13 protein-coding genes, 4 rRNA genes, 1 other RNA gene and 1 pseudogene are annotated in these 23,736 nt (G+C 65.1%); all 19 read right to left on the reverse strand.

Annotated features, from left to right (window positions below):
• Position 1 precedes the first annotated feature (1 nt).
• Positions 2 to 904: a patatin-like phospholipase family protein gene (locus BQ7391_RS01120; RefSeq protein WP_075278933.1), complete on the reverse strand. Its 903-nt coding sequence runs from the start codon at positions 902 to 904 to the stop codon at positions 2 to 4.
• A gap of 158 nt (positions 905 to 1,062) precedes the next feature.
• Entirely contained in the window at positions 1,063 to 1,353 is a 291-nt protein-coding gene (locus BQ7391_RS01125; protein WP_075278934.1) for a hypothetical protein, read from the reverse strand.
• 56 nt (positions 1,354 to 1,409) lie between these two features.
• On the reverse strand, positions 1,410 to 1,655 hold the full coding sequence (locus BQ7391_RS01130; RefSeq protein WP_083662031.1) for a DUF2442 domain-containing protein: 246 nt from the start codon (positions 1,653 to 1,655) through the stop codon (positions 1,410 to 1,412).
• 120 nt (positions 1,656 to 1,775) lie between these two features.
• Positions 1,776 to 2,144, reverse strand: a transfer-messenger RNA (tmRNA) gene (gene ssrA / locus BQ7391_RS01135).
• Between the two features lie 218 nt (positions 2,145 to 2,362).
• Positions 2,363 to 2,503 (reverse strand): rubredoxin, encoded by a 141-nt coding sequence (locus BQ7391_RS01140; protein WP_075278935.1) that lies wholly within the window; start codon positions 2,501 to 2,503, stop codon positions 2,363 to 2,365.
• A 91-nt stretch (positions 2,504 to 2,594) separates the two neighbouring features.
• Positions 2,595 to 3,107 (reverse strand): flavin reductase family protein, encoded by a 513-nt coding sequence (locus BQ7391_RS01145; protein ID WP_075278936.1) that lies wholly within the window; start codon positions 3,105 to 3,107, stop codon positions 2,595 to 2,597.
• Between the two features lie 47 nt (positions 3,108 to 3,154).
• A complete protein-coding gene (gene smpB, locus BQ7391_RS01150) occupies positions 3,155 to 3,667 on the reverse strand; it encodes an SsrA-binding protein SmpB (RefSeq protein WP_075278937.1) in 513 nt (170 codons plus the stop codon).
• Entirely contained in the window at positions 3,654 to 4,511 is an 858-nt protein-coding gene (locus tag BQ7391_RS01155) for a tetratricopeptide repeat protein (RefSeq protein WP_075278938.1), read from the reverse strand. The genes smpB and BQ7391_RS01155 overlap by 14 nt, the downstream gene beginning before the upstream one ends.
• 54 nt (positions 4,512 to 4,565) lie before the next feature.
• Positions 4,566 to 6,638, reverse strand: a complete 2,073-nt coding sequence (locus BQ7391_RS01160; protein WP_075278939.1) for a ribonuclease R family protein — start codon at positions 6,636 to 6,638, stop codon at positions 4,566 to 4,568.
• Positions 6,639 to 6,805: 167 nt separating this feature from the next.
• Positions 6,806 to 7,732, reverse strand: a complete 927-nt coding sequence (gene ftsX, locus BQ7391_RS01165) for a permease-like cell division protein FtsX (protein ID WP_075278940.1) — start codon at positions 7,730 to 7,732, stop codon at positions 6,806 to 6,808.
• Positions 7,719 to 8,729, reverse strand: a complete 1,011-nt coding sequence (gene ftsE, locus BQ7391_RS01170) for a cell division ATP-binding protein FtsE (RefSeq protein WP_075278941.1) — start codon at positions 8,727 to 8,729, stop codon at positions 7,719 to 7,721. The genes ftsX and ftsE overlap by 14 nt, the downstream gene beginning before the upstream one ends.
• Positions 8,730 to 8,868: 139 nt before the next feature.
• Positions 8,869 to 9,744, reverse strand: coding sequence for a YitT family protein (locus BQ7391_RS01175; protein WP_075278942.1), 876 nt, complete (start codon positions 9,742 to 9,744; stop codon positions 8,869 to 8,871).
• Positions 9,741 to 10,859: a peptide chain release factor 2 gene (gene prfB / locus BQ7391_RS01180; RefSeq protein WP_075278943.1), complete on the reverse strand. Its 1,119-nt coding sequence runs from the start codon at positions 10,857 to 10,859 to the stop codon at positions 9,741 to 9,743. The genes BQ7391_RS01175 and prfB overlap by 4 nt, the downstream gene beginning before the upstream one ends.
• Positions 10,859 to 13,731: pseudogene (gene secA / locus BQ7391_RS01185) on the reverse strand (preprotein translocase subunit SecA). The gene prfB and the pseudogene secA overlap by 1 nt, the downstream one beginning before the upstream one ends.
• 114 nt (positions 13,732 to 13,845) lie before the next feature.
• Complete coding sequence (locus tag BQ7391_RS01190; protein WP_075278944.1) at positions 13,846 to 16,452, reverse strand: AfsR/SARP family transcriptional regulator; 2,607 nt, start codon at positions 16,450 to 16,452, stop codon at positions 13,846 to 13,848.
• 550 nt (positions 16,453 to 17,002) lie between these two features.
• A 5S ribosomal RNA gene (gene rrf / locus BQ7391_RS01195) occupies positions 17,003 to 17,117 on the reverse strand.
• 102 nt (positions 17,118 to 17,219) lie between these two features.
• Positions 17,220 to 20,154, reverse strand: a 23S ribosomal RNA gene (locus tag BQ7391_RS01200).
• A gap of 233 nt (positions 20,155 to 20,387) precedes the next feature.
• Positions 20,388 to 21,899, reverse strand: a 16S ribosomal RNA gene (locus BQ7391_RS01205).
• Between the two features lie 1,692 nt (positions 21,900 to 23,591).
• Positions 23,592 to 23,706, reverse strand: a 5S ribosomal RNA gene (gene rrf / locus BQ7391_RS01210).
• Together the 16S, 23S and 5S rRNA genes form the textbook arrangement of a ribosomal RNA operon.
• Positions 23,707 to 23,736: the final 30 nt, after the last annotated feature.

Below are 23,736 nucleotides of genomic sequence, written 5' to 3' on the forward strand. Positions count from 1 at the left end.
CCTATTCTGCGCAGAGAAACGCGTCGATCTCCGCCAGGCGCGCCTCGGCCTGGCGGCGGCCGGCGACGTAGAGCCTGAGGAGCGGCTCGCCCGAGCGCTCCGAGCTGCCGATGGTCACCGGCTCCTCCGGGGCGATGACGAGGCAGCGCCCCTCGGCCTCGAGCTCCCAGAGGAGCTCGCGCTGGGCGTTGTAGCGCTCGCCGCGCGTGGCAAGCGCCTCGAGGTAGTACGGGTAGGCGTCGTAGAGGTGGGACTTCAGCGCGATGGCCTCGCTGCCGGCGCCGCGCACGAAGCCGCGGTCCTGCGTGAGCACCACGAGGGCGCGCTCTGCCGGGACGTGCCCCTCAATCTCGCGTGCCCCGGGCAGGCCCATCGCCGTCTCGAAGGGGATGGAGTCGGTGGTGCCACCGTCGAGGTAGCGCTTGCCGTCAATCTCCACGATGCGCGAGACCATGGGCAGGGAGGCCGACGCGCGGACGCGGTCGATGTCGTCGGGGAAGCGGCGCACAGGCAGGTAGTCGGGTGTGCCAAAGGTCACGTCTGACACCACGGCGTACATGGGCAGGTCGCTTGCGTTGAAGGTCTCCACGTCGCAGGGGTCGATGTGGTTCTGGACCTCGTCGTACATGAAGTCCGCGCCCGCCATGTTGCCCGTCGTGGCGAGCGACCAAAGGGACATGAAGCGTTTGTCGTCGCGGAAGGCGAGCATGTCGCGCATGGTGCGGCCGATCTGGCGCGAGCGGAAGTTGGACGCGTTGATGGCACCGGCCGAGACGCCCCACACGCTGGAGAAGTCGTACAGCCCGCGCTCCTGGAGCACGTCGAGCACGCCCGCCGTGAACAGGCCCCTGAACCCGCCGCCCTCGAGCACGAGCGCCGGCACGTTGGTCTTCTCGGTTGGCATGGTGGCTCCCCTCGTCCGCGTTTTTCTCGGCACATTGTCGCACGACCAGAGCGTGCGGGGCGAGGCGTGGCGCCCTTCGCCTCGTTTTCATGCAGAATCCGATTGCGCTTCATTTAAGCAAGGAGGCAGAGCGGGGCTTTTCGGTTTTTGCGCGTTAGTCACTGGCGACGCGCCCGGCGGAGCCCCCTCACGTATCGGACGAGAGAGATTGCCGAAAGGGCAGTGGAGCTGGCCATCAGCGCCGCCCCTCCAAAAAACCACCCGTTCACAGTATCAAGAATTGATGAGACGTCAACTCGGGTATTCGACCACAGGATGAAGAGGAAGCAGAGGGACGAGAGGAAGAAACTCAGAGCAACAAGCAACATAGAGCGCTCTGACGGCCTCATCACGGCGGCAGCCAAGGCAAAGGCTATCGAGGCGATCCCCAGATACAGGGCAAGAACCATTGTCCAACCTCCGCTTCTCCGGCCGACCCACTTCTCACTCGCTGACGTTCTTCCGCCTAGGCAATCCTCTCGTACGCGTAGCTCATCTTGTACATGGTCTCGGGGGCAAGGTCGATGTCTCCGCCCGCCCAGCTTACCGCGCCGTGGTCAATCGCAAACCCGGAGAAGACCTCGTTGCTTCTAAGGGGCGCGAAGACAGGCATCTCCAGGAGGGGCGACGCATCAAAAAGACGCGTCTCACCCGTGGAGAAGGTCACCAGCATTGGGAGGTCATTGACCACCTTTGCCGCAACCACCCTCATGTCCTCCTACAGCTCCCCCGCATAGGCAACGCCATCAACCACAAACATGGGAACCTCCCAGGAAAGCTAAGGAGCCAGTCAAAAAAGCCGGGGCCCATTCGGACCCCGGCACAAGCGTGCAGGTGGAGGTGCGGAGAATCGAACTCCGGTCCAAAGCAGATCCCTGACAGGTGTCTCCAGGCTCAGTCGCCGGTTGGGTCTCGGAGGCCGCGCACCCGGTGACCCGCGCTTGGCCTCCCAGTCGGTTCGGTCTTAGCGCACGGCATACCGACTACGTCCGCACGCGCATCTCCCTGAAATGACGTCGCCCCGGGAACGGGAGCAATCCCCGGTTTGACGCGCCGCTATCTAATTAAGCAGCGAGAGCCAGCTGAGGCTCGTAAGAGTTGTTGTCGTCAATTCAATTTGACGGTACCCCTGTTTAGCGTGGCGAGGAGACCACGGCCTGCTGCCCATCTCAGACCCACCCTGTCGAAACCAGTCACCCCCGGGTGGAATGGGAAGACTGCCACCATGCGGCTGTCAACGTACGGGCCGCTCGCGCGACCGTGGGGTCATTCTACCCGTTTTTCTCGATGCATAGCCACGGCGGCCCGCGCACATCGCCGACGAGAAGAGCATACCGGCCACAGTCGCCCTTCTCGCCCACGCAAAAGGGGCGGCCTCCCACGGGAAGCCGCCCCACGCACCGCTCCTAGCGAGAAGGACTACTCCTCGACGAGCTCAAACAGGTCGGGGCCGACGCCGCAGACCTCGCAGACAAAGTCCTCAGGCAGCTCGGGGGTGTCAACGGTGACCTCCCAGCCGCAGACGGTGCAGCGGAACGTGTACTTCTTCTCATCTGCCATGGTGCTCTCCTCTCACTTGGTCCAACGTGCCCTGTCGAAATGCTATCACAACGGTGGCGTTTCTCGCCCCGCGTTGCGCCAGATGGGATGCCTAGCTCAGGCCCTCCACGTAGGAGGAGGCCTTCGCCGGGGTCTTGCCCTTCAGCGTGCCGTGGTAGTACGCGTACGTCATGGGTGGCTCGCCCGAGAGGTTTCCGGCGTCGACGACCCGACCGACGAAGGTGAGGTGCGTCCCCACGTCCGTGGTCTGCACAACCTCGCACGCGACGTAGGAGCAGGCATGCTCGGCGGGGTACGGGTCTCCGGTCGATGCCACGGCGCTCTGGATGCCCTCGAACTTGTCGAAGTCCACCGAGCTCCTGAAGCCGAAGCGCCCGACGAAGGGCATGTCGGCCGACTCGTCGAGCACGGCGAGCGCGAAGTGCCCCGCGCGCTCGATGGCGCCGCAGGTGAAGTTTTCCTTGTTCACCGTCACCGAGACCTGGAGCGGCTCGGCGGTCACCTGCAGCCCCGTGTTCACGAGGCATGCGCCCGCCCGCTCGCCGTCGTCCGCCGAGACCACATAGAGGCCCGACGAGAACTTGAACAGTGCCGATGCGTCCATTCCCACTCCTCTCCGATGAGCCAGGGAGGCGGCCCCCTCCTGGCCCGCTACCGGTTGAGCTCCTTGAGGGCGCGGGCTATCTCGCGGTCGGAGTCGCGTCGCGCCATGTCTGCCCGCTTGTCGTAGAGCTTCTTTCCGCGCGCAAGGCCGATGGCCAGCTTCACGCGGTTGTTCTCGTCAAAATAGATCTCAAGCGGCACCAGCGCAAGCCCCTTCTGACGGAGCTTCGCGTCAAGGTAGTCGATCTGACGGCGATGCAGGAGCAGCCGCCGCTTGCGGTCCGGGTCAACGTTCCACACGCCGCCGTTGGAGTAGGGATGGACGTGCACGCCGTGCAGCCACGCCTCGCGTCCGCGGATGAGACAGAAGGCGTCCGTGAGCTGGCACGCGCGCTCGCGCAGGCTCTTCACCTCGGTGCCCGTAAGCTCGATGCCGGCCTCGAAGGTCTCGTCGATAAAGTACTCGTGGCGGGCGGAGCGGTTCTTGGCGATGGTCTTCTTGCCCGGCTTGGCCTGACGCTCCGCCTTCGCCGCCTGGCGCAGCACCTTACTCTTCGCCATCGGCATCCCCCTCGGCGGCGTCGCTCTCGCGGATGAGCTCGAGGAGGGCCTTCGCGGCGGCCTCTCCCACGAGGTCGCGCGCCCGCAGCGTAAGGTTTGCCGCCACGTCTCGCGCACCCGCGGCGGCGGCATCGCTCGCGCACATGAGCAGGCAGACCGCGATGTCCGCGTTGGCCCCGTCGGGCAGCCCCTCCTCGGCGAGAAGCGCCTCGACCTCGTCGTCGGAGACGAGGTCGGGGTCGCGCTCGGTGCCGGCGGCCTGGTCGAGGGCCGCATCGACGGACGAGTCGCGCACGTCCAGGGCGCGGGCGGCGCGCAGGGCCGCGGCCGCGGTACGCGGCTTCTCGGACGCCTGGAACCAGCCGGAGAAGTTCACGAAGGCGCGCGCGAGGTGGCGCGCGTCGCTCGCCCGCTCGAAGACGCTATAGGTGAGCGCCAGGTACTCCTGCATGTCCCCCGCCACGCGATAGAGGTCGGCGAGGTTCAGGCGCGACCCGCAGTCCATGGGATTCCAGCGGATGGCGCTCTTGAGGGCGGACATCGCGGCATCGTAGTCCCCCGCGTGCACGTTGGCGAGGGCGAGGTCCCCGTAGAGGCGGTCGAGCGGCTCGCCCACGTCGCGCAGCTCGCGCGGGTCCTTCTCGACGCGCCGGTATGCGAGGCGCTCGAAGAGCGTGGGAAAGCTGAACCACTGGACCTCGTCGGTGGTGGGGCAGTTCTTGTCGACGTACTCCTCGGCATCCTCGGCGAGGCGGGCGAGAAGCTCGACCGCCCGCTCGGGCTGGCCCTGGAGCATGAGGCCCTCCGCCCGCTCGAGCTCGTCCGTCATCTCTGTCTGGATCATATGACCTCCTCGCGGCCGTGGCCGCGCACGCATGCTAGGTGGTTAGTCTTCCCATTATCGCCCACCGCCAACGCGGGGACGCCGAGGGTCCCGCGGGCGGTCCCCATCCTGGGCGAGCACGAAGTCAATCTGCCCGCGCGCCACGTTGACGCCCGCAACCTCCACCGTCACGGGACGGCCGAGGCGCCACACCTCCCCCGTCTCCTCCCCCGTAAGCGTGAGGCGGGCCTCGTCGTAGGCAAACCACTCCTGGCCGAGCGCCCGGACGGGGAGAAGCCCCTCGGCGCGCGTGTCGTCCAGGGTCACGAACACGCCATAGCGCTCGCATCCCGAGACGGAGCCGCGCGCGACCTCGCCCACGCGCCCAGAGAGGAGCTCGGCCGTCTTTACCTTCTGCGACGCCCGCTCGGCCGCGTCGGCCGCCCGCTCGCGCTCGGAGCAGGCCTGGCAGAGCTGCGGGAGCGCCGCGGCCTGGTCGCGCATCTCAGCCCCCTTCGCCCGCCCCGCGAGGAGGGCCTTGAGCGCGCGGTGCACGAGCACGTCGGGATAGCGCCTGATCGGCGACGTGAAGTGGCAGTACGCCGCGGCCCCGAGCGCGTAGTGCCCGTCGTTGTGGGGAAGGTAGACGGCCTTTCGCTGGGCCCTCAGCAGGAGGGCGCTCGTCGCCGCCTCCGCCTCGGTCCCCGACGCCCGCCCGAGCGCCTCCTGAAGCGCACGTGGCTCTCCCGCGAGCAGGCCGGCCGCAAGCCCTCCGTCAAGGACGCCGAGCTCGCGCAGGGGCTGTACGCAGGCCTTGAGGTCGTCGGGTGCGGGCGGCTCGTGCACGCGGAACGCGGCGGGCACGTCCTTCTCGGCGAGCATCCTGGCCACGCACTCGTTTGCCACGAGCATGGCCTCCTCGATAAGGCCCGTCGCGCGCGTGCGCCGTCGAACGCGGACCCCCATGGGGCGTCCCCGGTCATCCAGGTCCACCTTCGCCTCGACCGTGGGGAAGTCGATGGCGCCGCGCTCCCGCCGCACGCGCTCGCGCAGCGCGCGGATCTCGTCGAGCGTGCCGAGAAGCACGTCGACCTCAGAGGCGCGCCCGGGCGCGCAGGGAAGCGCGTCCGCCGCAGCGCGGCCGTCGAGGAGGGCGTCGACCTCGTCATAGCTCAGCCGCGCCGCCGACCTGATGGCGGACGCCATCGCCTTGGCGGAGACGACCTTGCCCCGGCCGTCCAGGCGGGCGACGATGGAAACGGCGAGACGGTCCTCCCCGGGCCGCAGCGAGCACACGTCGTTGGAGAGGCGCTCCGGCAGCATGGGTATGACGCGGTCCGCGAGATACGCCGAGCAGCCGCGCGCGCGTGCCTCGTTGTCAACCGAGTCGCCCGCGCGCACGTAGTGCGTGACGTCGGCGATGTGCACCTCGAGCTCGTAGCCTCCCCCCGGGAGGCGCCGGGCGCCCACGGCGTCGTCGAAGTCGCGTGCGTCGGCGGGGTCGACGGTCACGCAGAGCTCTCCGCGCAGGTCGCGGCGGCGCGGGTTGCGGGCCATCTCCTCGTCAACGTGCGCCTCGATCTTCTCGGCGGCGGCGAGGGCGGACGGAGGGAAGTCCCCGGGCAGGCCGAAGGAGGCGATTACCGATTCCATGTTGAGGTCAACCGCATCGGACGGGCCCACGCGACGCTCGACGGTCACCACGGCCGCGCTCTTCCGCGTGGGGTACTCGGTGATTCTCGCCACCACCACATCGCCGGGGGCGACGCCCAGCCGGCTCGGGCTCGGGTCCTCGGGAACCACGAAGAAGTCGTGGCCCAGCCGCGCGTCGAGCGGGACCACCGCGCCGAGCGGCCCGGCGATGTCGAAGCGCCCGAGAAAGGTCTGCGTCGCACGGACCACCACCGAGCGAACGACGGCGCGCGGGGCGCGGTTGCGGGCACTCACGATCGCGACCTCGACCTCATCCCCGTTCATGGCCTCGCGCTGGCCATGGCGCACGAGCTCGAAGGCGCCCTCCTGGGTCTCGACCCGCGCCACGCCCGGCCTTGATACCACGAGCCTGCCCGTAAGCGTCTGGTGCCGCTCCCGGGGCCCGCCGGCACGCCCGCGCCGCCTGCTCCCATGATGCGCCCTCTTACGGCCCATACGCCCCCCTTCCCGTCACCCTCTCAATCCAGAATACCCAACATCAAAAACCCGGCGGTTAGGTCCCTAGGACCCAAACGCCGGGAGCCCCCGCCACTCGCGCAGAGGTTCCGCAAAGCGCACCTCTGCGCGAGTGGCGGGGGCTCCCCACCTAACGGTTGGCCGCCCTAGACCTTAAGGTAGCGTCCCATCGCGATGGCAGATCCAAACAGTCCGATCAGCACGCCGATGCCCAGCAGGCTGGCGTACGTGAGGTAGAGCGTCATCGGCGGAATCTCGAACGAGAGGAACGAGAGGTTCTCGGCAAGCGCGGGCAGAAGGGTGTGGACGCCCGCGGCGAGCGCCGCGATGGCGAGAAGCGCGCCGAGAATGGCCTCGATCGTGCCCTCCATGATGAACGGCCCGCGAATGAAGCCGTTGGAGGCGCCGACGAGACGCATGATGCCGATCTCGCGGCGACGCGCCGTGATGGCGAGGCGAATCGTGTTGTTGATGAACACGAAGGCCACGAAGGTGAGCAGCGCCACGAGCGCGGCGGCGGCTATGCGGATGTACACCGAGACGCTGAAGAGGCGCTCGACGGTCCCCTGGCCGTACTGGACGTCGCCCGCGGGATTCTCGGGGTCGTCGCAGATGGACGCGAAGTCCGGGTCGCTCATAATGCGCTCGGCCGTAGACTGGACCTGCGAGGGATCCACCATCCTGATGACGAGGGAGGCGGGAAGCGGGTTCTCGCCGTCAAGGGCGGTCACCGCATCGGCGGCGTTGCGGTTGGACATGGAGGTGCGGAACTCCTCGAGCGCCTGGTCCTTCGTCTTGTACTCGACGGACTCGACGTTGTCCCATCCCTCGATGGTCTCGCGATACGCGTCGACGGCCGTCTGGTCGGCGTCGTCGGAGATGAACGCCTGAATCGTGACCTGGTCCTCGACGCCGCCGAGCATGCTGTCGACAAGCACGGTGGCGACGACGAACAGGCCGATGATGAACAGGGACAGGAAGATGGTGACGACAGCGCCGAGCACCGTGGTCCAGTTGCGCCGGAAGTGGTGGCCGCACTCGCGCAGCGAGTAGCCAAAGTTAGAGGGCACCATAGTAGCCGTAGCCTCCCCTCTCCTGGTCGCGGACGATGTGGCCGGCCTCCAGGGCGATGACGCGCTTGCGCATAGAGTCGACCATCTCGCGGTCGTGGGTCGCCATGACAACGGTGGTGCCGGCACGGTTGATGCGGTCGAGCAGCTTCATGATGCCAAGCGAGATCGCCGGGTCGAGGTTGCCGGTCGGCTCGTCGCAGACGAGCAGCGGCGGGCGGTTAACCATGGCCCGGGCAACGGACACGCGCTGCTGCTCGCCGCCGGAGAGCTGGTCGGGGAAGTGCTTCATGCGCTCACCGAGGCCAACAAGGCGAAGCACCTCGGGGACCTGCGCCTTGATGACGGACTTGGGCTTGCCGATGCACTCGAGGGCGAAGGCGACGTTCTCGTAGACCGTCTTGTCGGGAAGCAGCTTGAAGTCCTGGTAGACGGTGCCGATCTGACGACGAAGATACGGGACCTTGCGGTTGCGCATCTTGGTGAGGTCCTGGCCGGCAACGATCACCTGCCCCTTGGAGGCACGCAGCTCGCGCGTGATGAGGCGCAGGAGGGATGACTTGCCTGACCCCGAGTGGCCGACGACGAAGACGAACTCTCCCGGGTAGATGTCGAGGCTCACATCGTCGAGTGCGGGCTTGTTGGGCTGGGCCGGGTAGATGAGTGTGACGTTTTTGAACGACACGGTGGGGGTGCCGGTGCGGGAGACCGCCGGCGCGTCGTCGCTCGCGAGAGGGGCGAACACGCTGGTGAACCCGGGCTGCTCGGTGGGGTCCGCGGGCTCCGCCGCGGTGACCACGTGAACGGCCTCGAGCGACTGGCCATCGGACTCGGGCGCCTCGACGCCCTCCCCCTGGCTGACGCCGCCCGCCGCAAGGAAGGCGCCGGTGTCCTCCGGCGACGCAGCCGTCGCCTGAGAAGCCCCGTCAGGAACGCTCGCGAAGTCGAGCGGCGCGCCCTCCGACCCCTGTCGCTCAGTGCTGCGAAAGTGACTGGCCACAGAAGCTCCTTTTCTTGTGCTCTCAACGGACAAATACGCCCATAGTCTAGCAAAGGGGCAGCTCGGTTCCGAGATTCAACGAGAAGCCCCGACATAAAGCAGAACCTCCCCACACGCGGTCAACGCTGCGTTGTCGGGGTCAGCCCTCGATCCTCTTGAAGCCCTCCCCAAAGACCTCGTGCACCTCGGAGATGATCACGATGGCCTCCGGGTCGATCTCGGCGACGATCTGCTTGAGGCGCATGCTCTCGGAGCGGCCGAGCACGCAGAGAAGGACGGGCCGGCTGTTCCCGCTCCACACCCCGCGGGCCTGAAGCTCGGTACACCCGCGGTTGAGCGTGTAGAGGATTTCGTTGGCGATCTCGGCGTGCTCGGTCGAGATGATGTAGGCCGCGCGGGCACTGCGCGGGCCGTCGACGACGGCATCGATGACCTTGCCGCAGATGAACATCGCCACCGCCGCGTAGAGCGCCTGCTCCACCGAGAACACCGTCGCGGAGAAGGCGATGATGACGCCGTCTACGATGATGACGGCGGTGCCCATCGGCATCCCCGTCTTTCTCGCCAGGATCTGGGAGACGATGTCGGTGCCCCCGGTGTTGCCTCCGCTCCTGAAGACGAGGCCGAGCCCGGCGCCGGTGATGACCCCGCCCCAGAGGGCGCAGAGGAGCAGGTCGCTCTCGCCGACGCTCGCCGGCAGGAAGGGGACGAGCGCGTCGGTGAGGACGCCGCACGCAATGATCCCCGCCACGGTACGCACGATGTAGCCCTTATCGCCCGAGCGGACAACGAGCGTCATGAGCAGGGCGTTCATGACGATGGTCTGAAGGCCGACGGGAAGGTAGAAGCCGAACGAGTCGGCGATGGCGGAAAACACCGTCGCAAGGCCGGTCACGCCGCCCGCGGCGAGCCCGTGGGGGATCTCGAAGATGTCAACGCCGACGGCGAACACAAACGAGCCCGTGATGATGAGCGCCGCGTCACGCAGCGCCACGCGCCAGGGGACGCGGCTCACGACGCGTCACCCTCGCCGCCCACCACCCACCGGTGGTAGCCGACGACGAAGTCGTCGAGGTCCCCGTCATCGAGCACGGACTCGACGTTGCCCGTCTCCACTCCGGTCCGCAGGTCCTTGACGAGCTGGTACGGATAGAGGACATAGCTCCTGATCTGGTTGCCAAAGCCGATGTCACGCTTGGGGCCGCGCAGCTCGTCGAGCTCCTCGGCTCGGCGAGCGAGCTCCATCTCATAGAGGCGGCTCCTGAGAACGCTCATGGCAAACGCCTTGTTCTGGAGCTGGCTGCGCTCGTTCTGGCAGGTGACCACGATGCCCGTGGGGAGGTGCGTGATGCGCACGGCCGAGTCGGTGGTGTTGACGCCCTGGCCTCCATGGCCGGACGCGTGGTATACGTCAACGCGCAGGTCGTTGGGGTCAATCTCGACCTCGATGTCATCAGGCAGGACGGGAAGCACCTCAACGCCAGCGAAGGTGGTCTGACGGCGCTTCTTCGCGTCGGTGGGCGAGATGCGAACGAGGCGGTGGACGCCCTGCTCCGCGCGGAGCATCCCGTAGGCGTTCTTTCCGCTCACGGTGAACGTCGCGCGGTCGAGCCCGATGGCCTCGCCGGGCACGGCGTCATTGACGGTCACCTTCCAGCCTCGGCGGTCGCAGTAGCGCTGGTACATGCGGAAGAGCATCTCGCACCAGTCCTGCGCCTCGAGGCCGCCCTGCCCCGGCGTGATGGTCACGATCGCGTCGCCGTGGTCGAGCTCGTCGGTGAACCAGCTCGAGAGCTCGAGCTCCGAGAGGTCCTGCTCCAGGGAGGAGGCGAGCTCGGCGGACTCGGCGAGAAGGTCGCCGTCCCCGGTCTCGTTGCCCAGCTCGTACGCGGCGATGGCGTCATCGAGCTTCTCCCTGGCCGCCTCCATGCCGGAGACGTCGTCTCTGGCGGAGGAGAGCTGTCCCATCACCGCTCGGGCGCTCTCGGCGTCATCCCAGAAGCCAGGCTCGGCGCTTCTCGCCTCGAGTTCGGCAATCTTGTTCTTCTTCTCGTCGAGACGCAGGTAGCCCTCGACCTCCTCGAGCCTCGCGGCGAGGGCCTCGAAGTTCGACTTGGCGACGTCGGCCACTAGCGGTTCCTCCCGTGGCAGTTCTTGAACTTCTTCCCGCTGCCGCACGGGCAGGGGTCGTTGCGGCCCACGCCCACGTAGGGATCGGGATCATCGGACTTGCGGTATGTTCGAGGCTTCGACGCGGCGGGGGCAGCCGGACGTGCCGGGGAGGCCGCCCCTGCGGACGAGGAGCCCGCCGAGCTGCGCGGCGCTCACTATTCCGGCCCGAGCGAGGTTGACGGCGACCAGGGCGCGCGCCGCGCAGCTCGGCGGGCTCCTCGTCCGCAGGGGCGGCCTGCGGGGCGGCGGGCTGGCGCACGACGACCTCGATGCGCAGGATGGTGCGCAGGAAGTCCTCGTACATCGTGTTGACGAGCTCCGCGAAGGCGGCGTAGGCCTCGCTCTTGTACTCGACGAGCGGGTCTCGCTGGCCAAAGCCGCGAAGCCCGATGCCCGTCTTGAGGTAGTCCATCTCCTGGAGGTACGCCATCCAGCGCGTGTCGATCACGCGGAGCATGACCTGCGCCGAGAGCGCGTGCATCGCCTCGCTGCCGAGCCGCTCGGCCTTCTCGGCAAAGCATCCGTCCACGAACTGGTCGACGAGCTCGATGACCTCCCCCTCGCCCTCACACGCGGACGCGTCGGGGACGTCCTTCCTGCCGGTGAGCTCGCTCAGCCACGAGCCGAGCCCCTCCAGGTCCCACTCCTCGCGCTTGGCGCTCTCGGGGCAGTAGGTCGCGACCTCGCGCTGGACGGTGTCGTAGGTGACCTCGTCGATGTGCTCCATCAGGTCCTTTCCGTCGAGGATCTTGTTGCGCTCCTCGTAGATGACCTGACGCTGGGTGTTCATGACGTTGTCGTAGTCAAGGACGTTCTTGCGCATCGCAAAGTTGACTTCCTCGACCTTGCGCTGGGCGCTCTCGACGGCCTTCGTGACCATCTTCGCCTGGATGGGCATGTCATCAGGCATGTCGTAGCGCTGCATCATCGCGGAGATCTTGTCCATGCGGTCCCCGCCGAACAGGCGCATGAGATCGTCCTCGAGAGAGAGGTAGAACTGCGTCTCGCCGGGGTCGCCCTGACGGCCGGAGCGGCCACGCAGCTGGTTGTCGATGCGGCGGCTCTCGTGACGCTCGGTTCCGATGACGCACAGTCCACCGGCGGCGCGAACGTGCTCCTTCTCCACCTCGCAGCGCTCCTTGGCGGCTTTGAGGGCCTTCTCGTACTCCTCGGAGATGGCGAGAAGAACCTCGCGCTCGATCTCAATCCCCTGCTTGGCAAGCCCCTCCACGGTCAGGCGGCGCGGGTCGCCGGCGGCGAGGACCCTCTTCACGACGTCCTGCTCGACGTCGAAATCGAGCGCGAGCACGGCCTCCTCGGCAAGCTCGTCAGGATTGCCGCCAAGCAGGATGTCCGTGCCGCGGCCCGCCATGTTCGTCGCGATGGTGACGGCCCCCTCGCGGCCCGCCTGGGCGACGATCTGCGCCTCGCGCTCGTGGTACTTCGCGTTGAGCACGTTGTGCTTGATTCCGCGCTTGTCGAGGATGCGGGAGAGCTTCTCGGAGTTCTCGATTGAGACCGTGCCGACGAGGCAGGGCTGGCCGTTCGCATGACGCTCGGCAACGTCGTCCGCAACCGCCTTGAACTTGGCCTCCACCGTGCGGTAGACGAGGTCGTCGTGGTCTTTTCTGATGACCGGCCTGTTGGGCGGAATGACCTGGACGGGGATATGGTAGACCTCGCGGAACTCCGCGTCCTCGGTCATGGCCGTTCCCGTCATGCCCGAGAGCTTGTCGTACATGAGGAAGTAGTTCTGGAGGGTGATGGTGGCGAGCGTCTGGTTCTCCTCGCGGACGATGACGCCTTCCTTCGCCTCGATGGCCTGGTGAAGGCCCTCGGAGTAGCGCCTGCCCTCCATGATGCGGCCCGTGAACTCGTCGACGATCTTGACCTCGCCGTCCACGACCACGTACTGCTGGTCGCGATGGAACATGTACTCCGCCTTGAGGGCCTGCTGCAGGTGGTTGACAAGCTGGCCGGAGACGTCGGCGTAGATGTCGTCTACGCCAAGGGCGCGCTCGACCTTCTTGAGGCCATCGTCGGTCGTGGCGATGGTGTGCTTCGCCTCGTCCATCGTGAAGTCGACGTCGGGAATGAGCCCGCGAACCGCGCGGGCGAAGTCCTTGTAGGTGCTCGCCGACTTGGTCCCCGCCCCCGAGATGATGAGCGGGGTACGCGCCTCGTCGATGAGGATGGAGTCGGCCTCATCGACGATTGCGTAGTGATGTCCGCGCTGAACCCTCATGCCCGGGCGCGTGACCATGTTGTCGCGCAGGTAGTCGAAGCCGAACTCAGAGTTCGTGCCGTATGTCACGTCCGCGGCGTACGCGGGCTTCTTGAGGTTGAGGCGCATGCCGTTCTGCAGGAGGCCGACGCTCATGCCGAGATAGCGATAGATCTGGCCCATCCACTCGCTGTCTCGGCGTGCGAGGTAGTCGTTCACGGTCACGATGTGAACGCCCTTGCCGGGGATGGCGTTGAGGTAGCCGGCGAGCGTCGAGACGAGGGTCTTTCCCTCGCCCGTCTTCATCTCGGCAATGGTGCCGCGATGCAGGGCTATGCCGCCGATGATCTGGACGTCGAAATGCCTGAGCCCGGTCGTGCGGCGGGACGCCTCGCGGACCGCCGCGAACGCCTCGGGGAGCAAGTCGTCAAGCGACTCTCCCTGATCGTAGCGCTCGCGGAAGGCGGCGGTACACCCGCGGAGCTCCTCCTCGCTCATTGCCTCGAACCTGGACTCCAGGTCATTGACGCGGCCCGTGATGCGCTCGAACTCCTTCAGCTCTCGGTCGGAGCCGATGGAGAGCAGCTTTGTGAGAAAGTTAGGCATGAGACTCCCTGCTAGTTCCGGGGGACAATCCCCCCTGCACACTCACCCTCAACACTTTACCCATCGGCATGCTGGCCGACGTCCACGGCACGACCCTCTCACCAAAAGCGCACCTCATGATGCGCAACTTCGCTCCTTGAAGGTCACCTCCACGCTGCTCTCATCGCTGAGGCGCCTCCCTCGCTCCTCGCCGATTCCCGCAGCCCTCCTCAGCAGGCGAGAAGGGGGTCGATTGGCGGACTGCATGAGCCTGCGGGCGTAGCGCTGGTACTGCCGATCAGCCTCGACGTTTCTCCCGCTCGCCCTCAGTGCCCGGACCATGGACACGACGGCGTCCTCGCGCATGTCGTCGGACGTCAGGGCATTCATCGCAAGGCGCGTGGCGGTGCGCTTCTTGCCCAGGCGCAGCGCGGCGTCCGAGCCCGCCACCATCGCATCGCCATACAGCCGTCTCAGCTCGTCTCTCGTTGTCATGACGTAGCCGGTCGCGTCCACGGGCGGCACATAGAGGTCCCCCACATAGAGCCGCTCGGCGCGCCGGGCCATCGCAACCGCACGGGCGTCGTCGCCCGTGTCCGCCGCCTCCCGCGCGCAGGCCCGAAACTCGTCGACGTCGCATCTGATGATTCCCATGTCCAGAGACACCGCCTTCGTAGCGCGGCTCAGCACAAAGGGGTCAAGGTCGCTGTCAATCTTTGCTATTGCTGCTCGCAACGTACTCGTTGCCTGGTAGGCACGGTTGAAGCCCATGCCATAGTCGGCCTCGGGCCACACCTGCTCAACGATCTGATAGCGCTTCGCCGTCGCCCCGCGCCGCAAGAGAAGGTACTCGAGCATGGACTTCGCGTTTCTGTGCTCGAGCTCGCCGTCGGGGACCCTCTGTCCCCGCACCGTCACGGAGAAGCCTCCCAGGAGCCGTATCTCGATCGGGGCGCCGTGCCCGTGCCGGGACGCCGCCGCATCAGGCCCCGTGTCGATGCCCGGCGCCTCTCGCGCCCCAAGCGCCTCATCCCTCCACCTTGGCCTTGCGATCATCAGGGCGTGCCTCCAGGCGAGCGGAAGCATCTCGTCGAGACGGGCCGACAGCGCCCCCATCCCCTCGCCTAAGACAAGGAGCAGCCAGACGGCATCGCGCGGGGGCTCCATGTCCTCTCCCTCATCGAAGAGCACCACGTCCTCCTCAACGAGCATCGCCGCGCGCACGAGGGCGCTCGCCCTCCCCAGATCGTCTTGCGGCACGTCATCGCGCCCCGCGCGAGGCGCCTCGCCCAGAAGAAAGCGGGCCACCTCGCCAAGCAGCGTTGCGACGCGAGCGATATATCCCAAACCTGCCCCGCTCGCGACCGCGGCGGCAAGCTCGGCCCTAACGCTTGCGCGCGCGAGGGCCCTTCTGCGCAGGTCTATCACCGTGCCACCAACCAGCGAAAGGGCCTGGACAAGCCGGTCCCCTGCCCGCTCGGCACGGGAAACGAGCTGTTCGACCTCCGGGTAGGCGCCCTCGTCCGACAAGATGACGGCTCTGATTACCTCAAGGCAGCTCGTGTAGCCCTCGAGCCCGGCAAGCTCCGGGGATGACAGGGCGTCAATGGCTCGCTCGACAGATTGAGCGCTCGCCGAAGAGGCGTCACAGAGGAGAAGACGCGTGATCTCAGCGTCAATCGTCAGCAGCGCCTCGGATACGCTGCGTCCCCCATCGTCGCAGGGGTTTGCGATAAGCAGCCTCGTCGCCGCCGACAATCTCCCCTCAGCCATGAGGCCGCACGCCTCAATATGGACGAGAAGCCTCCTTCCGAGGGCATCCAGCCTATCAACCGAGAGGGGCTCCCTGGGGCGCCTCGCCCCCAGGGCCTTTCGCGCCTCCGCAAAAAGCGAGAGGTCAAGCAGCTCCGCGGGGGCATTGTCCGATATGGTTGCGCCGACGGCCTCGGTCAGCGCAGCGCGCTCTCCCAAGGCGCCCACGGCGGCATCCAGCAGACGGATGTGCCCCTCGGCAAGTTCCAGGCCGAGGTAGGGGGCGAGCTCGCATGCAGCCGACCTCACGGCGTCGACTGAGCCGGCGTCGAGAAACGATGACGCATGAACCAGCAGAAGATTCTTTCGCCTCTGACCGCCCGGCAGCTCAAGAAGGCTTGCGACGCGGCCATATCTTCCTCGAGCAGCAAGGAGCCCTATGACGGCATCGCATACGTCGGGGAATAGGGCGCACGACGCGTTCAGATGAGACTGGCAGACCTCAAGAAGCGCGTCATCGGCATCCAGCGGACAGGAAAACGAGCCCGTAGAGACGCCCACCTCGAAGAAGGGGGCATTGGTTCTCAGCCCCTCGAGAATCTCCTTGGGGACGAAGCCGGCCGCAATTTCAAGATCATCGCTCGACCCATGGCCCAGGAGCAGCATCGCGAGCCTCATCCTAAGCTCGTCGTCACTTAGGGTAAGCCGAAGAGACTTTCCCACAAGATCCTGAAGCGCATCAAGATATGGGGCGCATTTGAGCGGGTTGGGCCTCGTCCCGTCCGGGTTCGGGGGAAGGGCATCCACAAGCGATGGGACACCCTTCGTGTATCGCCTGCGCCAATACGAGAAATCGCCTGACTCAATCTCGGCGACAGTTCTGACCACAAGGTCGGAGGCGGTGACACAAGAGCACTCCGGAAGCGCGTCAAGCAGCTGAGACCCCTCGGGAGGCAGCGAGAAGACCGTGTGGACGCCTGCCTCCCACATCCTCTTCAGCGCACGTGCCTGGCGCCGAACGCATGCCTCGTCAGAGGGAGGAAGCTCGTCAAATGCGACCAAGCTCGGCTCGGAGCGACGCGAGGACTCACGGGCCACCCGAACGATAAGCGCGGACGCGGACTCTGAATCCCTTGCAGACAGGTCATGACGATGGATCCTGAGACCCTCTTTCGAGGCAACGCAAACCAATTGCGTGATGAGGCTGCGTCGTCTCATGCCAGGCTCAGCGCATATGCCAATCATGCGCGTTCGCCTGCCGCCATCAAACAGCATGCTCGCTAGGCAATCAAGCGCGTCACGAGATTCTGCGCCGCGATCCGTGGACGCCCCTTTACTGGGGTTGGTAGGCAAGGAAGTCATTGGCCCTCCAGCAAGCTCGAAACGGACAGTCGTTGCAAGTGCATGCTGAAAATACCATTAAAGGTAGTGGGCGTAATCTATTAGTTATCGTCAATAAATGAAAACGCAGAAAGTGAATCGTCAGCTAGGCGTCAGAGAAAGGCCCCCCGCGCCGCCGCGACGCAAAATGCCCCTTGTTGGTCAGCGACGTCCTGCTCTCCCACGGACTACTCCGCAGTACCATCGGCGCTCGGGGGCTTAACTTCCGGGTTCGGAATGGGACCGGGTGTGCCTCCCCTGCCATGGTCGCTGACCAACAAGGGGCATTCTGCTGTCAGGGGCGGCTCCGCGCCGTGCCCTGGGGGCCGCACAGCGTGACGTCGGACGCCCTCTCGGGATCGCTCGGGCCTGATGAAGAAGAGAAGAGCTCGGCCGATTAGTACCGCTCGACTCAACCCCTCGCGGGGCTTACATCTGCGGCCTATCGAACTCGTAGTCTACGAGTGGCCTTACCGAAGGGAGAACTCATCTCGGGACTGGCTTCCCGCTTAGATGCTTTCAGCGGTTATCCGAACCGGACTCAGCTACCGGGCGGTGCCGTTGGTCGACAACCCGTACACCGGAGGTCCGTCCACCCCGGTCCTCTCGTACTAGGGGCAGCCTCCCTCAGTTCTCCTACGCCCACGGAGGATAGGGACCGAACTGTCTCACGACGTTCTGAACCCAGCTCGCGTACCGCTTTAAATGGCGAACAGCCATACCCTTGGGACCTGCTCCAGCCCCAGGATGCGATGAGCCGACATCGAGGTGCCAAACCTTCCCGTCGATGTGGACTCTTGGGGAAGATCAGCCTGTTATCCCCGGAGTACCTTTTATCCGTTGAGCGACGGCCATACCACGCTGAGCCGCCGGATCACTAGAACCTGGTTTCCCATCTGCTCGACCTGTCCGTCTCGCAGTCAAGCCTGCTTATGCTCTTGCACTCAAAGGGACGGTTGCCGACCGTCCTGAGCAGACCTTACGTGCGCCTCCGTTACTCTTTAGGAGGCGACCGCCCCAGTCAAACTACCCACCTGACACGGTCCCCACGCCGGGTGACGGTCGCGGGTTAGGATGCCAGAACGTCGAGGGTGGTATTCCAAGGGCGACTCCCCAGAGACTGGCGTCCCTGGTTCAGCGTCTCCCACCTATCCTCTACACGACGAACCGGCAGCCAATGTCAAGCTGCAGTAAAGGTTCACGGGGTCTTTCCGTCCTTCCGCGGGTAAGTCGCATCTTCACGACTAGTGCAATTTCACCGGGTCCATGGTTGAGACAGCGCCCAAATCGTTACGCCTTTCGTGCAGGTCGGAACTTACCCGACAAGGAATTTCGCTACCTTAGGACCGTTATAGTTACGGCCGCCGTTTACCGGGGCTTGGATTCGCCGCTTCGCTCGCGCTGACGGCTCCTCGTGACCTTCCGGCACCGGGCAGGCGTCAGACCCTATACGTCGTCTTACGACTTCAGCAGAGTCCTGTGTTTTTGATAAACAGTCGCTTGGGCCTATTTACTGTGGCCGCCCTGGGCTCGGGGAGCAAGTCCCTCCACCCGAGGCGGCACCCCTTCTCCCGAAGTTACGGGGCAATTTTGCCGAGTTCCTTAACCATGGTTCTCCCGATCGCCTTGGTATGCTCTACCCACCCACCTGTGTCGGTTTGCGGTACGGGCCCCTGCGGGCTCCCTAGGGGGTTTTCTTGGAAGCATGGGCTCACTGGCTTCGCTCATTCGCTTCGTCCGGCACCTCAGCCTTCGCGCAGGGCGCGTTTCACTACCCTGCGGCCTACGTGCCATCGCGGGGACGTCCAGAACCCCGTCCAGCTACCCTTCTCCGTCGCCCCATCGGTGATGACGCCCGTTCGGGGGTGCAGGAATGTCGACCTGCTGTGCATCGGCTACGCCTTCCGGCCTCGCCTTAGCTCCCGACTGACCCTGGGAGGATTAGCCTCGCCCAGGAAACCTTGGGTTTACGGCGGCGGCGTTTCCCACGCCGCTCTCGTTACTCATGCCAGCATTCTCACTTCCGGCCGGTCCACCGCGGGTCGTCCCGCGGCTTCGCCCCAGACGGAAAGCTCCCCTACCACTAGACGAATCTAGTCCGCCGCTTCGGTGCCGTGCTTAGCCCCGTATATTGTCGGCGCATGTCCACTCGACCAGTGAGCTATTACGCACTCTTTAAATGAATGGCTGCTTCTAAGCCAACATCCTGGTTGTCTAGGCAAACGCACATCCTTTGCCACTTAGCACGGACTTCGGGACCTTAGCGGGCGGTCTGGGCTGTTTCCCTTTCGAACACACAGCTTAGCCCACATGTTCTGACTCCCGGACTCTGGACCGGCGGTATTCGGAGTTTGATTGGAGTTGGTAGGCGGTGAGGCCCCCGCGTCCATTCAGTGCTCTACCCCCGCAGGTAAACGTCCGAGGCTAGCCCTAAAGCTATTTCGGGGAGAACGAGATATCTCCGGGTTTGATAGGCCTTTCACTCCTATCCACAGGTCATCCCCCCAGTTTTCAACCTAGGTGGGTTCGGCCCTCCACGGGGTCTTACCCCCGCTTCAGCCTGCCCATGGATAGCTCACCCGGCTTCGCGTCTACGGCGCGCGACTGCTCGCCCGTTTCGGACTCGCTTTCGCTGCGGCTCGCTTCGTGGCTTAACCTCGCCACGCGCCGTAACTCGCTGGCTCATTCTACAAAAGGCACGCCGTCACGGCGCAAGCGCCGCTCCGACTGCTTGTAGGCAAACGGTTTCAGGTACTATTTCACTCCCCTCCCGGGGTGCTTTTCACCTTTCCCTCACGGTACTGGTCCACTATCGGTCACAGGAGAGTATTTAGGATTGGAGGGTGGACCCCCCAGCTTCCCACCGGGTTTCACGTGTCCGGCGGTACTCAGGAACCAAGCGGCAGTCCTCGCGGATTCGCGTACGGGGCTCTAACCCTGTCCCGCCGGCCTTCCCATGCCGTTCCGCTTCCACGAGGTTTTGTAACTGCGCAGTGCTTGGCCCTACAACCCCGGCGGCGCTTGCGCGGCCGCCGGTTTGTCCTAGGTCCCCGTTCGCTCGCCACTACTAGGGGAATCTCGATTGATTTCTCTTCCTCGGGGTACTTAGATGTTTCAGTTCCCCCGGTTGCCTCCCACCGGCCTATGTGTTCGGCCGGCGGTGACGGGAAATGACTCCCGTCGGGTTCGCCCATTCGGAGATCCGCGGGTCGAGCGGGCAAGTGCCCCTAACCGCGGCTTATCGCAGCTTGTCACGTCCTTCGTCGGCTTCCTGTGCCAAGGCATCCACCGTTTGCCCTTACCATCTTCTCTTCGATGGCTCGAACATACTTAAAGTCTCGCGGCGGCTGGCGCCGCCGCGTCTTCAGATGCGATCTTCTTTGAGGAAAATCTTTCGTCACGCTATGCAGCTCTCAAGGTACGGCGAGGGCGAGCCCTCGAGACCGGACACTGCGCGCCCCGGGGGGCGCGACGAAGGCATCAGCGGGACTGGCGGGGACGTCCGCCGTCATGTTGTTCTCTTCTAAAGAGGCGATTCTCCCTAGAAAGGAGGTGATCCAGCCGCACCTTCCGGTACGGCTACCTTGTTACGACTTCACCCCCCTTACCAACCACACCTTCGGCGCCTCCCTCACGAGGTTGGGCCGACGACTTCGGGTGCAATCGACTCGGGTGGTGTGACGGGCGGTGTGTACAAGGCCCGGGAACGCATTCACCGCGGCGTGCTGATCCGCGATTACTAGCAACTCCGACTTCATGGAGGCGGGTTGCAGCCTCCAATCCGAACTGGGGCCGGCTTTGGGGATTCGCTCCCGCTCGCGCGGTGGCAGCCCATTGTGCCGGCCATTGTAGCACGTGTGCAGCCCAGGACATAAGGGGCATGATGACTTGACGTCATCCCCACCTTCCTCCGGCTTGACGCCGGCGGTCTCGCATGGGTGCCCGGCCGAACCGCTGGCAACATGCGACGGGGGTTGCGCTCGTTGCGGGACTTAACCCAACATCTCACGACACGAGCTGACGACAGCCATGCACCACCTGTCTAGGCTCCTCTCGGCCACGGCGTTTCCGCCGCTTCACCTAGATGTCAAGCCCTGGTAAGGTTCTTCGCGTTGCTTCGAATTAAGCCACATGCTCCGCTGCTTGTGCGGGCCCCCGTCAATTCCTTTGAGTTTTAGCCTTGCGGCCGTACTCCCCAGGCGGGACACTTAATGCGTTAGCTGCGGCACGGAGGGACTCTCCCCCCACACCTAGTGTCCATCGTTTACGGCTAGGACTACCAGGGTATCTAATCCTGTTCGCTCCCCTAGCTTTCGCTCCTCAGCGTCAGTTGTGGCCCAGAAGGCCGCCTTCGCCACCGGTGTTCTTCCAAATATCTGCGCATTCCACCGCTACAATTGGAATTCCGCCTTCCCCTACCAAACTCAAGTCCGCCGGTATCGGGAGCGGGCGGGGGTTGAGCCCCCGGATTTGACTCCCGACCTAACGGACCGCCTACGAGCGCTTTACGCCCAATGAATCCGGATAACGCTCGCCCCCTACGTATTACCGCGGCTGCTGGCACGTAGTTAGCCGGGGCTTCTTCTGCAGGTACCGTCAGGTCTCCCCCTCGTCCCTGCTGAAAGCGGTTTACGACCCGAAGGCCTTCGTCCCGCACGCGGCGTCGCTGCGTCAGGCTTTCGCCCATTGCGCAAGATTCCCCACTGCTGCCTCCCGTAGGAGTCTGGGCCGTGTCTCAGTCCCAATCTGGCTGGTCGGTCTCTCAACCCAGCTACCCATAATCGCCTTGGTGGGCCGTTGCCCCACCAACTAGCTAACAGGCCGCGGGCCCATCCCTCGCCGTCTGGGCTTTCCCGGTCCCCCCATGCGGGGGGTCCGGAGTATCCGGTATTATCCACGGTTTCCCGAGGCTGTCCCGGTGCGAGGGGCAGGTTGCCCACGTGTTACTCAGCCGTTCGCCACTTTATGCACACCCGGAGGTGCTTTAACCGTTCGACTTGCATGTGTTAGGCGCGCCGCCAGCGTTCATCCTGAGCCAGGATCGAACTCTCCGTTCAAAGTGCCAGGCGGCTCGTGCCGCCGTGCGTTTCGGTTGGTGCGTCCGTCCCGTCCTAAGATCCCGCTGATCTCGGATTCGCTGAAATTGACGTCTCTGTGTGTCAGAGATTCGAATTTCGCTGGTCTGTCTTCGTCGATCTCTCGATCGCAGTATCCGGTTTTCAAGGTTCGCCGCGCTGGTCGGGGGCGCCTGCCCCGTCGCTGCGCGGGGATTAACTATACGCACCCGGCGGCCCCGCGGGGGCGGGAATCGCGAGGTTCACGTTTCCTCCACAACTGGGCCCGCGAGCCGGGGGCCGAGCAGTACGTCCGTGCAGCTACAGCGGTAAAACGATCTGACAGAGATGAGGTCCGGCATGGTTCGTGCCTCTCAAGCAAGCAGCGTGCCGGAAGTTGGCAGCACCCAGCCTCATTGCATGTTCGGGCGGGGGCGGACCTACGCATCCTCATCAGAAGTGACGCCGAGGGTCTGCGCGGGCGCGCTCTTGGCAAGGGCGCGAACATCAACGTCGATGCGGGCCGCGAGCGATAACCCATTACGCTCTTTGACGCAATCACGATTTGCGAGCCAAATCCCAATGATCGCGCGCCGTGCATCGGTAACCGCGGAGCGCTATCCGCACCGGAAGCCTCGGTCGAGGATCGTCATCGGCAAGCGCCCCGCGGCCGTCTCTTTCTGGCACGCTGAATACGCTGACGAGGCTCCATGGAGGGCAGGGTTAACGGCCCAGGCTGAATTAAAGGTGAGGGAAGGGGGTCCGGGATATGAAGGCAAGGAGGAGCGGACATCTTGGGCACACGCCCCTTGTCGCTTCACACAAGACGTGACCGCAGGGATGGCATGAGGGTGTCATGAGAAGGCGGCCGTGAGGGCGGCAACAGCAACGGGGGCATGCGGCGATATCGCTTGCAGGGGGCTCGCGGTAGGCCCAATTGCTCCAGGAGGTCACTTTCATCAAACGAGCTCCGCGGCTCGCGCGAGACCAAGATGCTCACCAAATCAGGATCCGGCCTGGACGCCTCAACCGCCAAGGTGCCCCACGACTCCGCCCAGCAGCGCTATCCTAGCCTCCCCCACCGTAACAAGCCAACAAAGGCGCTGAGGTCCGGCTAGTCGGTCGACATGGCGATGCCAGAGGCAGCCTATGCAATAGACACAAGCGCGGCGACCTGAACCAAGGCGCTCGTGACGACCTCGGAGCCAAAGGAATCTCTGCTTGAGAATGGCGTCAGAGGCACACACACGGGGCAAAAGGATACGCTGGCGCACTGGCACTTAGCACTGGCGAAACAGACCGCGTCGCACCAATAAAGTAGTCGTTCACCAGGGCAGCAAAATACGCAGACAGCACGCGCGGTCTGGGCCGCCCCTGGTACGAGGCTCGCCCACGTGCCCGTGGATGCAAAGGGTCGCGCGTGCACCCGAGGGCACATGAGGCTTTGAGACGCCAACTGAACGTAACGCTGCAGGAGGGTTTGCGTCATCGTATGCCGAGCATACGAAGCGTGAGAAAGCAGGCAGGGTCCTTGACGGCGCCGACTTCCACGTCAGCCCCATGAAGACCTTGCTAAGGCGCCGAGGCGAGCCGCGGCGGCAAAGACCTGTGGAGTGCAGATACAGGCTGAATTGTAAGCTGGATTCCGCGGGCCGGGCGCCCCCCGCGCCGCCGCGACGCAAAATGCCCCTTGTTGGTCAGCGACGTCCTGCTCTCCCACGGACTACTCCGCAGTACCATCGGCGCTCGGGGGCTTAACTTCCGGGTTCGGAATGGGACCGGGTGTGCCTCCCCTGCCATGGTCGCTGACCAACAAGGGGCATTCTGCTGTCAGGGGCGG

This window comes from Thermophilibacter provencensis, assembly GCF_900128445.1.
Lineage (GTDB): Bacteria > Actinomycetota > Coriobacteriia > Coriobacteriales > Atopobiaceae > Thermophilibacter > Thermophilibacter provencensis.